Origin of the sequence: Vibrio sp. 10N.261.51.A4 (assembly GCF_041471945.1) — a bacterium.
Classification (GTDB): Bacteria; Pseudomonadota; Gammaproteobacteria; order Enterobacterales; family Vibrionaceae; genus Vibrio; species Vibrio crassostreae_C.
In genome coordinates this window covers 35283-46503 of record NZ_JBFRPJ010000004.1, presented here as the reverse complement: position 1 = coordinate 46503, position 11221 = coordinate 35283, and the positions used below count along the sequence as shown (strand labels likewise).

At 46.0% G+C, this 11221-nt stretch carries 6 protein-coding genes and 1 pseudogene; 5 read left to right on the top strand and 2 right to left on the bottom strand.

The window, feature by feature from the left end:
• On the bottom strand, positions 1–2681 hold a 2681-nt coding region (locus AB4384_RS01925; protein WP_372128771.1), incomplete at its 3' end, for a VCBS domain-containing protein.
• Positions 2682–2915: 234 nt separating this feature from the next.
• Between AB4384_RS01925 and AB4384_RS01920 the strand changes: the two genes are divergently transcribed.
• From AB4384_RS01920 to AB4384_RS01900, 5 genes and pseudogenes are all read left to right on the top strand, one after another.
• Positions 2916–3380, top strand: a complete 465-nt coding sequence (locus AB4384_RS01920) for a hypothetical protein (RefSeq protein ID WP_017059270.1) — start codon at positions 2916–2918, stop codon at positions 3378–3380.
• A gap of 99 nt (positions 3381–3479) precedes the next feature.
• Positions 3480–4922, top strand: a pseudogene (locus AB4384_RS01915) (TolC family protein).
• 11 nt (positions 4923–4933) lie between these two features.
• A complete protein-coding gene (locus AB4384_RS01910) occupies positions 4934–6673 on the top strand; it encodes an efflux RND transporter periplasmic adaptor subunit (RefSeq protein WP_372128770.1) in 1740 nt (579 codons plus the stop codon).
• Positions 6670–9813, top strand: a complete 3144-nt coding sequence (locus AB4384_RS01905) for an efflux RND transporter permease subunit (RefSeq protein ID WP_372128769.1) — start codon at positions 6670–6672, stop codon at positions 9811–9813. The genes AB4384_RS01910 and AB4384_RS01905 overlap by 4 nt, the downstream gene beginning before the upstream one ends.
• Before the next feature lie 107 nt (positions 9814–9920).
• On the top strand, positions 9921–10496 hold the full coding sequence (locus tag AB4384_RS01900) for a cupredoxin family protein (protein WP_372105255.1): 576 nt from the start codon (positions 9921–9923) through the stop codon (positions 10494–10496).
• Between the two features lie 126 nt (positions 10497–10622).
• Here the strand turns inward: AB4384_RS01900 and AB4384_RS01895 are convergent, their stop codons facing one another.
• The gene (locus AB4384_RS01895; protein WP_065583933.1) at positions 10623–10880 is read right to left on the bottom strand and encodes a hypothetical protein; all 258 of its coding nucleotides are present in this window, start codon (positions 10878–10880) and stop codon (positions 10623–10625) included.
• Between the last annotated feature and the right edge of the window lie 341 nt (positions 10881–11221).

Sequence of the window (11221 nt, the reverse complement as noted above, 5' to 3'; positions counted from 1 at the left end):
GGGTTATCCACGTCGGTACTAGTCAATGTTCCTGAAGTAGTTACCGCTTTGTCAGTCTCGTCCACACTTACCGTTGCGGTACTGACTGTCGCTGCATCGTTAGTGCCATTAATCGTGACTTTGATCGTTGACGCTGTGCCGTCAATAGACGAGACAGTGAAGGTCTCTTCGACTTTATCGCCGAAATTCAATTGGTTAAATGCGCTGCTTGCTGTGAATACCCAATGACCATTGGCATCAATGGTGAGATCACCGTTGGTACCGGAAATGGAATCGGGTGTGAACGCATTGTCTGGGTTATCCACGTCGATACTGGTTAAGGTGCCTGAGGTGGTTACCGCTCTGTCGGTTTCATCAATGGCGACGCTCGCACTGCTGACAGTAGCGGCGTCGTTAGTGCCGTTAATCGCCACTTTGATGGTTGACGCTGTGCCATCAACCGACGATACCGTAAAGGTTTCTTCGACCTTATCGCCGACGTTCAATTGATTAAATGCGCTGTTGGCGGTGAATGTCCAATGACCATTAGTGTCAATAGTCAGGTTACCGTTGGTGCCTCTAATGGAATCCGGTGTGAATGCATTATCTGGATTATCCACGTCAGTACTGGTCAACGTTCCTGATGTCGTTACCGCTTTGTCGGTTTCATCGATGGCAACGGTCGCACTGCTGACAGTAGCTTTGTCATTAGTGCCATTTACTGTGATAGTCACTTGATGCGGCGTGCCATCAGCAGATTGAACCGTGATGGTGTCGGTAGCGGTTGCTCCTTTACCTAATGCTTGAACGGCAGGGTTTTTATTATCAAGATCGTACGTCCAAGAACCAGTATCGGTCAGATGAAGCGTACCAAACGAGCCTACGATATCGGTGTGAGAGAAGTGTGCCTCGCCAGTATCCACATCCGTTACCGCAAGTGTGCCCGATGTCTGAAGTTGGGACTCTTCGGTTACCACTCCAGCACTTGTTCCGCTTATCACGGCTTTATCATTGGTGCCGATAACGGTAATTGTAATTTGATGAGGAGTGCCGTCGGCGGAGTGGATGGTTATGATGTCTGTTGTCGCAGAACCTTGACCAAGAGCTTGAACTTGTGGTTTTTTATTATCTAGGTCATAGGTCCAATCGCCATTGTCTTTAAGGTGTAAAGTACCCAGTGTCCCCTTGAGGTCGGAATTAGAAAAATGCGCCTCTTTTGAGTCGATATCGGTGATGTTGAGTTGGCCCGAAACCGTTAGGTTTTTATCTTCAGTAACTTGGCTTGAGCCATTACTTTTCCCGATAGCCAAAAACGAACTTGGTGAATTTGCTGTACTACTCGTGATTACCGCATGGTCGTTGGTGCCATTAATCGTAACCATAACTTGATGCGCTGTGCCATCAGCTGAGTGAACAGTGACGATGTCTGTCGCAGTTGAACCTTGGCCAAGTCTTTGAACTACTGGGTTATTGTTGTCTAAACTGTATGTCCACGCACCGTCTTTGGTGATGCTTAGCGTACCAAAATTACTAGTCACTTGTGAGGCTTGAAAGTGGTCCTCTCCAAGATCAGAGTCCGTTACCGAAAGCTGCCCTTGAACTTGTGTCGTTAAATCTTCAGTTAACGTGCCAGCATCCACACCCGTAATTACGGCATTGTCGTCGTTTCCGCCAATCGTCATATCGATCGTTTGCGGTGTGCCATCTTTGGTGTGAATTGTGAAACTTTCATGCAGTGAAGTGGCTGCGGTTAAAGCTTGAACATTAGAGAGCGAGTTATCAACTTGATACTGCCAATGTCCATCAGCATCGATAGTTAATGAACCATATTTACCTGAGATAACTTCCGGCGTAACCGAACTTTCATTTTGGTCAGGGTCTATGACATCGATTTTGCCGTTCGCATGTAACAAGCCTTGTGAATCAATATTGTGATCTTCTGTTACCACACCTGTTAAGTCTCCAGAAATATTTGGCGTGTCTTGCTTACCTGTTACCGGTATCTGAACAATGATGCTCGAGCCGTTAGATAGATGTAACGCAAAATGATCAGTACCTGGTTGGTGCTGGTTTAACAGGATGTATTGAGGAGAATTTGGATTCAATACGAATGTGTATTGACCATTTGCATCAACATGAAGCTCTCCGTAGGTACCTTTTATGACTTCTGGCATAAAGGTGACGGGTAAAGCGGGTGTCGTCGGCGCATTTGAATGAGTCGGCTGACCGTTACTTCCTGAGGAGATAGTCGGCATCGATACCGAAGGAATGTAATGGACTTGCGGGTGAGAAAGCGTCGACAAATGATGAGAAGGAACCAAGTTAGAGCTCGAGCCATGGGGATCGTGGCTTGCACTTAAGGTCGAGTTTACGTCGCTGTCGCTCTTTTGAGCCTCTTGATGAGTAACCGCTGATGAGTCTGTTTTTCCATGGTCGTCGCTGACATCTTTTTCTGTCACGTTATTTACGGGTAGCTGATCTACGGTATCGCCCGAGCTGTCTGCACCCTGGGCAGACGCGTGTTTAGCCAATGATGGCAGTATCATCATGAGTGATTGAAAAAGTGGGATATTAACTTTTAGGTGTGAATGCAGTCTGAGCTTCTTTTTTTGTGTTGGTTTCTTTTGTTCTAGCTCGTTACTTTTCTTATTTTTGATTTCTGTATTTTTCTTGTTTGCTTCGACGTTTTTTTTGTTAGCCATTTTTCTCATCCGTGAATCGTGGTTGCACTATTTTAAGTAAAATACACAGATAGAGGTTTCGCTAGCTAATTGGATAATTTTTAAAGAAAAAAACTGTAAAGTCGAAGAATTATCTCGTTTTGATGAAAGAGAGGATGAATACTTTTTCAACGGTCAGGTAAATATCGGCACAATGACATTGACCTTACCCTAAGGGGAACGTTTATAGTTGCGTTGTAAATTCAAAGGTAAACTATGACAAACACATTCCGAAAAACTTGGATTATTGTTTTCAGCATCATTGCGATGTTGATGTCTAGCTATGCCTCAAGCTCCTCAGCCTTGATGACTGAAGTAATGATGATGGAAATGGGGTCGAGCAAGTCGGCTTGTTACCACAGCGATACTTCGGTTAATGATTCAATGGCAGGGTGTCATGTGATGAGTGAAGAAGTACACGCTGAAGACTCTAACATGAGTGCCCATGCTTTGATGGCTCAATTCGATATGTCTTCAATGAGCGAAGACGGCAGTCCGATGATGGGTAACCATTGTTCGAGTGCCGATTGCTGTGCCTCAATGTGTTCTGCAAGTCCCTATCCAATCCAGGCTGTTCAAGCCGTTGATCAACTTTCCTTTTCATTAGCTCGTTTTCAATCGGTCACGATTGGCCAGAAAGTCGCACGCGCTCAATCTTTGCTACGCCCACCTTCCGCATAAATCTATATCTAAAAATACAGCTATATCAGTTAGATAAATCTGATAAGCCATTCTTTTTTATGCGCTAATTAGCGCTAGATATGGACATTCATTGTGAATATGAAACCAACAACCTCTGTGTTTGTCATGAACACGAGCTTAGTGGTTGCTGCTGCCTTGCCTATGGCCTTGTTTTCAAGTGCTACGCTCGCGGCTACCACGGCGTCAGCTTCAAATGCTCAACACATTTAAGCACATGACCAAGCAAGCTCGACGCAGCAACTCAATACACTGATTGAGATTGCTTTAAGCGAAGATGGAAATCGCAAACAGTACTTTGCTCAGTCTCAAGCGATGCGAGAAACGGGCATTGCCAGCTCGACCTTAATGGACCCGAAATTGAAAGTTGGATTTGGCGGTTTGCCTGTCGATAGCTTTCAATTCGACGAAGACCCGATGACTAATATATCGGTAGGGCTGATGCAGCAGTTTGAGCGTGGCGATACGCTTAACCTCCAACAGAAAAAGGCAGGCCAGCAGGCTGATGCTTTAGCTTTGCAGGTGCAAGCAAGAGAATTGACGGTTGCGAATAGCATGACGCAGCTTTGGCTTGAGTTAGGTTATCAGCAAAAGGCTGAGTCGGTGATTCGTCAAAATCGTCGTTTGTTGGTTGAGCTTGAAAACTATGTACAAACCAATTACTCGATTGGTAAAAGTGAAGCGCAAGATCTGCTTAACGCTCAGCTTCAAGTGAGCAAGCTTGATGAGAAACTTCAGGCAAACCAGCAAGTTCAGCGCCGCTTAATCTCTCAGCTTTCTGAATGGTTGGGTTCTGATTGGCTAGGCTCTCAGGTTCTTGATTCTCAGGGAACACTGAGTGCAACTAACCAAATCGATTGGTCGTTGTTGGAAAGCAAATTAGCGACCAATATCGATTCAACTAAGCACTACCAGCTACTGACTGACCATCCTTTGGTTAAGATCTCCGATGTCAGTATTTCCTCCAATCAAACTCAGGTTGAGTTAGCCGAGCAAGCTTATACCCCGCAGTTTGGGGTGGAAGTGATGTATGCACACCGTCAAGCCAATAACATGGCGGGTGAACCAGCTTCTGATCTTGTGAGTGCTTATCTGACAGTCGACATCCCGCTGTTTACAGGGAGCCGACAAGATAAAAACTTATCGGCTGCTCAGTATCAAGTTGGTGCGGCTAAATCTCAAAAAGACACCTTACTTTCCCAAATGAACGCACAAGTGAATGCATTGCTGGTGGACAGATCAAATCTGATCCAGCGATTAGATCGCTATCAAACGTCCTTGCTTCCTCAAACCGCAGCACGAATCAGCGCGGTTGAGAGGGGCTATCAAAACAACACCGCCCAGTTTAACGATGTCATTTCAGCAACGACCGATGAGCTGTCGCTTCAGTTAGAGCAACAACGTTTGATCACCGATCTCAACATCGTTAACAGCAAACTGGCGGCGTTAGTCAGTGGCTTTGAATACCAAGTAAACCAACCACAACTCAATTCAAGCGCAACTAAACACACAGCCAATCAATAAGGGAATAGACAATGAGTTCAGTAAAAGTAGCAACAATCGCTTTATTGGTCGGTGGTGCATTGGGTTTTGGTGTGAACCATTTTCTAATTAATCCAGCACATGACATGTCAGCAATGGCAACGAGTACAGACGCCGAAGTAAGTAAACAAACCAAGGATGAACCTCTGTATTGGGTGGCTCCGATGGACCCAAATTATCAGCGAGACAAGCCGGGTCAGTCACCTATGGGGATGGATTTAATCCCTGTTTACGCGGATGACTCAAGTGGTGCTAAAGATGAGCCCGGTACCGTGTTCATTGATTCTTCGGTAGAAAATAATCTGGGTGTCAAAACAGCGAAAGTTAAGTTCGAAGCGCTGTCTCCTCGGATTGAAACCGTGGGTTATGTGGCGTTCGATGAAAGTACATTGTGGCAAACCAACGTGCGTGTTTCTGGTTGGGTTGAGAAGCTCTACATCAACGCAGTGGGTGAGAAGGTAAACAAAGGTGATGTACTTTTCACACTCTATTCTCCAGAGCTTGTTAAAGCACAAGAAGAGTTGATCAGTGCTTATAAAACGGGTCGTAAAGGTTTGATCAAGGGCTCGACTGAACGCTTGGTCACCCTAGGTGTAGATAAAGCGCAGATACGATCCATCGCTCGTAAAGGGAAAGCCTCGCAAACCATCGAAATCAAAGCGCCTGCGGATGGTGTCATCGCTAGCCTGAATATTCGAGAAGGTGGTTATCTTTCACCTGCACAAGCGGTGATCAGTGCTGGCCCATTAGGCGAGGTATGGGTTGATGCTGAGGTGTTTGAGCGCCAAGCACACTGGATCTCATCAGGCAGCAATGCCGAAATGACACTGGATGCGATTCCCGGTAAGGAGTGGCAGGGCAACGTCGATTATGTCTACCCAATTCTGGACCCGAAAACTCGAACCTTGCGCGTTCGTTTGAAGTTCTCCAATCCCCATGGCGAGCTTAAGCCAAATATGTTTGCAAATATTGCGCTGAAACCCATTAGTGATGAAGCGGTTCTTACTACCCCAAGATCTTCGGTGATTCACTCCGGTGGTATGACTCGAGTGGTGATGTCAGAAGGTTCTGGCAAGTATCGCTCTGCTCGTATTGAGGTTGGTCGTGAAGCTGGCGAAAAAATAGAGGTGCTTCAAGGGCTAGAGCAAGGTGAGAGTATTGTCACTTCTGCACACTTCATGTTGGATTCTGAATCGAGCCAATCAGCTGATCTGTCACGCATCAATGGTGTTGAGGAAGAAGCGGAAACCGTATGGGCAAACGGTGAAATTTCCGATGTTATGCAAGGCAGCCGTATGGTGACGATTAACCATCAGCCTGTTCCAGAATGGGATTGGCCGGGCATGGTGATGAATTTCACCTTTGTGGAAGGCTTGGACATGAGTGACGTGCAACGTGGTAAGGCAATTGACTTTGAGATGAGAAAGACAGAGTCAGGGCAATACGAGGTTGTTGATTACAAGGTCAACAAACACAAGATCGCCGGCGAAGTTTGGGTAACGGGTGACATTACCATGTTGATGGCAGATTTTGGCATGATCACTGTAAAACATCAGCCAGTCCCTGAGTGGAATTGGAAAGCGGGTGAAATGAATTTCCAAGCCAGTGATGACCTTGATTTATCTGAGTTTACCGAGGGTCAAAGCATTCGGTTTCTAGTGGCGAAGCAAGGTTCTGATTATGTGCTCAAATCTCTCGAACCGACGAATAGCACGGGTGAGGGCACATTATGATCAATGCAATCATTCGTTGGTCCATCAGTAACCGATTCTTGGTTCTGGTTGCCACGGTCGCCATCGTATTTGGTGGCTTATACAGCGTTAAAAATACACCTGTCGATGCCATTCCTGATTTGTCAGATGTTCAGGTGATCATCAAAACCAGTTATCCGGGGCAAGCCCCACAAGTGGTCGAGGATCAGGTGACCTATCCATTGACCACCGCCATGTTAGCTGTACCGGGTGCTGAAACAGTTCGTGGCTACTCGTTCTTTGGTGATTCCTATGTCTATATCATCTTCAATGACGATACCGATATGTACTGGGCGCGTTCACGAGTGTTGGAGTACTTAAGCCAAGTTGCACCTAACTTGCCATCGAGTGCCAAGCCAACACTAGGGCCAGATGCAACCGGTGTGGGCTGGGTTTACAGCTACGTGTTGCAAGATAAAACCGGTCAGCATGACTTAGCGGAACTTCGTAGTTTGCAAGATTGGTTCTTGAAGTATGAATTGCAAACTGTAGAAGGCGTGTCTGAAGTTGCGACCGTTGGCGGCATGGTGAAGCAGTACCAAGTACAGATTGATCCTGCCAAGTTACGTGCATATGACCTGACGCTTCAGCAAGTCAACAAGGCAATCCAAGATGGTAATCAAGAAACAGGAGCGTCTGTTGTTGAGATTGCAGAAGCCGAACATATGGTTCGTACCACCGGTTACCTGACAAGCATTGAAGACATTCAATCTTTGCCGCTAAAAGTGACTGACAAAGGTACTCCTTTGTTATTGGGCGACATTGCCGATATTAACCTTGGCCCACAAATGCGTCGTGGTATCTCGGAACTCAATGGTGAGGGCGAGGCGGTTGGCGGCGTTATCGTGATGCGCTTTGGTGAAAATGCCAGTGAAGTGATCGACTCGGTGAAATCCAAGCTCGCTGAACTGCAAGCTGGCTTACCTGATGGTGTCGAGATTGTCGCGACTTATGACCGCTCTACTTTGATAGATTCAGCCGTTGAAAACCTTTGGAAGAAGCTGGCTGAAGAATTCATCGTGGTCGCCGTGGTGTGTGCGCTGTTCTTGTTCCATATCCGCTCATCACTGGTTATCGCACTAAGCCTGCCTGTTGGTATCTTGGGTGCATTCATTGTGATGCATTGGCAGGGTATTAACGCTAATATCATGTCTCTTGGCGGTATAGCGATTGCGATTGGCGCCATGGTGGATGGTGCCATCGTGATGATCGAGAACGTTCATAAACACATTGAACGGACTCCGCTCACTGACAAAAACCGTTGGCAGGTGATTGGTAAGGCAGCAGAAGAAGTTGGCGCACCGCTGTTCTTCTCTTTGATAATCATTACCTTGAGTTTTGTGCCTGTGTTCGCGCTAGAAGGGCAAGAGGGAAAGATGTTCTCGCCACTTGCATTTACCAAGACGTATGCGATGGCCGCAGCGGCGGGTTTGGCTATCACGCTTGTGCCTGTGTTAATGGGTTACTTCATTCGCGGCAACGTGCTACCTGAACACAAAAACCCAGTAAACCGTAGCCTAGTGGCGATGTACAAACCGCTTCTGAACCTCAGCCTAAAATATCCCAAGGTGATGATTGTTATCGCACTTGGCTTAATGGCGTCTGCTTATTACCCAACCAGTAAGCTTGGTAGCGAGTTCATTCCTCCTTTGGACGAAGGGGATTTGATGTACATGCCAACCACGTATCCGGGCATCTCAATAGGTAAGGCTCGTGAGTTGTTGCAACAAACCAATAAGCTTATTAAAACCATTCCAGAAGTCGAAACCACGTGGGGCAAAATTGGTCGAGCAGAGACAGCAACCGATCCTGCGCCACTGACCATGATTGAAACCGTGATTCAGCTTAAACCACGAGATCAGTGGCGTGACGGTGTCACCACTGAGTCTCTGCGTAAAGAGTTTGATGATCTGATTCAATTCCCCGGTTTGACCAACGCTTGGGTCATGCCAATCAAAACGCGTATCGACATGTTGGCGACCGGTATTAAAACGCCAATTGGTATCAAAATCGCAGGCCCAGATCTGAGCGTGATTGAGGATATTGGCTCTCAACTTGAACCCATCCTCAATAGCGTGAGTGGTACGGCTTCTGTCTACGCTGAGCGTGTTGCGGGTGGTCGTTATGTGACGATAGACATCAAACGTCGTTCTGCTGCGCGATATGGCTTGAGCATTAAAGAAGTGCAACAGGTTATTTCGACGGCGGTTGGTGGCATGAACGTGGGTGAAACCGTTGAGGGGCTAGAGCGTTATCCAATCAATGTCCGTTACCCACAAAGCTATCGTGATTCTGTCGTTAAGTTGCAGAACCTGCCGTTAGTGACACCAAATGGAGCGCGAATTGCTTTATCTGATGTTGCAGATATTCGCTATGAAGATGGGCCACCAATGATTAAGACGGAGAACGCGCGTCCTAATGGTTGGGTGTTCGTTGACATCGAAGGTCGCGACCTTGGTTCTTATGTTGCAGAGGCGCAAACAGTCGTTACAGATCAAATCGTCTTACCTGCTGGTTATTCATTGGCGTGGTCTGGTCAATACGAATACATGGAGCGTGCGAAGGAGCGTTTGAGTGTGGTTGTGCCAATTACCATCGCCATCATCATGTTATTGCTCTACCTCAGCTTCCGCCGTGTCGGTGAGGTGATGATGATCATGCTGACATTGCCACTCGCGATGGTTGGTGGCCTATGGCTGATGCATGTCCTCAATTACAACTTCTCGATTGCGGTGGGTGTGGGCTTTATCGCCCTTGCCGGGGTAGCTGTTGAGATAGGCGTCATTATGTTGGTCTACCTAAATCAAGCATGGCACTACAAAAAATTGGATGCGGAGCAGAACCAGCAAGCACTTCAGAGTGAAGACTTAACGGATGCGATTCGTGAGGGTGCAGGACTGCGTGTTCGCCCAGTGATGATGACAGTACTTACGGTGATCATTGGCCTCATTCCAATTATGTATGGCGAGGGAACGGGTTCTGAAGTGATGCAGCGAATTGCAGCGCCGATGATAGGCGGAATGGCGTCCGCATTATTGCTTACCCTACTGGTGTTGCCTGCAATCTTTAAGCTCTGGAAACAGCGTGAGATTACGCATAGCCAAAACGAGACAAACAAATAACGTATTGATTATTAGCCCTTACCTACCAAAAACAGAGTGGGTAAGGGCGTACCACATGAACATGTGAAACTAACAAATAAATAACTGAATTAATCTAAGGAACGATCATGAAAAAGACACTTATTGCGATTGCACTGACGTTAACTACTGCAACGGCTTTTGCTGAAATGGATCACTCAAATATGGATCATTCGATGATGAAGAGTGGAGAAATGGACCACTCGAAGATGGATCACAGCATGATGAAGGGTGGAAAGATGGACCATTCAAAGATGATGAATATGGATGGAATGATGGACATGGAAGGTATGTCAGAAGTTGGGATGCCAGCTCAAGGCGCGAAGCCCGATAAAGTGGTTCATGTGCTGCTAAGTGATGATATGAAAATCACATTTAAAAACAAGGTCGATATAGAGCCAAATGACGTAGTGCAGTTTGTTGTGATGAATACAGGCAAGATTGATCACGAATTCTCGATTGGTTCTGCCTCAGAGCAGCTAGAGCATCGTGAAATGATGAAAAAAATGGGTAATCACGCTCATGACTCGGGCAGTACAGTCACGGTTAAGCCGGGCAAAGCGAAGCAGATGCTTTGGCATTTTCATGGTGATAATAACGTAGAGTTAGCGTGCAATATCCCTGGTCACGCTGAAGCGGGTATGGTGAAGTCGTTAACGCTTTAGACGTTAATCAATAGCGCTTTGTTGAATTAGAAATTCAATGAGGGCTAGAAAATTAAAGATAAGTCTTAACTTATACCTAAAGCGCTTTGCTGTGAGGGATTCGCTGAGGCTTATCTTTATTTATAGTCACTGTAGCAAGATAGAAGTTTCAAGCAGGTGGTGTGCTTCGCCGCTCAGGTGCGGTAGCTCTGCCATGATCTTTTTAAACTTGTCGTCGATTGATTCTGCTTCATTCAGCGATCGAAAAGCCAGTACAGCTTGTTCAGGCTCGCTGTTCACATAACCTTTCAATGTATCTAGCTGAATTTTATTGGCATTTTCGACTTTTGCTAGCGCGACATTAATTGCTTCGATGCTAATTGTTAACTCATTGCTTTTAAACATTTTTTATTATTTATGGGTTGTTGCTAATGCGCGCACATTAACACAATGATTTTTGCAGATATTGACCAAGATTATTAAATTGGAACAATTTTGAAAATCATTAAAAGCTGAACTGCAATGTGTGATTTGGATAGGTGTCAGAAATACGAAGCGAATTAAGGAGTTAATAGCTTTGGTTGGTCAATCTAAGCTTAAACAAAATAAGTTTAATCAGTATAGATTTAATGACTATGGATTTAATGACTATGGATTTAACTAACGGAGAAAGTTTTTGAATAGCGTGTCGCTGGAATAAAGCACGTCATGGAGCATAAGGAGAAGTTGGAGCGTGCAGCGGGAAT

What these genes read in the sequence shown, in the direction of transcription:
- AB4384_RS01900 (WP_372105255.1), top strand. Translation starts at nt 9,921, where the DNA reads ATGAAAAAGACACTTATTGCGATTGCACTGACGTTAACTACTGCAACG.
- AB4384_RS01895 (WP_065583933.1), bottom strand. Translation starts at nt 10,880, where the DNA reads ATGTTTAAAAGCAATGAGTTAACAATTAGCATCGAAGCAATTAATGTC.
- AB4384_RS01920 (WP_017059270.1), top strand. Translation starts at nt 2,916, where the DNA reads ATGACAAACACATTCCGAAAAACTTGGATTATTGTTTTCAGCATCATT.
- AB4384_RS01910 (WP_372128770.1), top strand. Translation starts at nt 4,934, where the DNA reads ATGAGTTCAGTAAAAGTAGCAACAATCGCTTTATTGGTCGGTGGTGCA.
- AB4384_RS01905 (WP_372128769.1), top strand. Translation starts at nt 6,670, where the DNA reads ATGATCAATGCAATCATTCGTTGGTCCATCAGTAACCGATTCTTGGTT.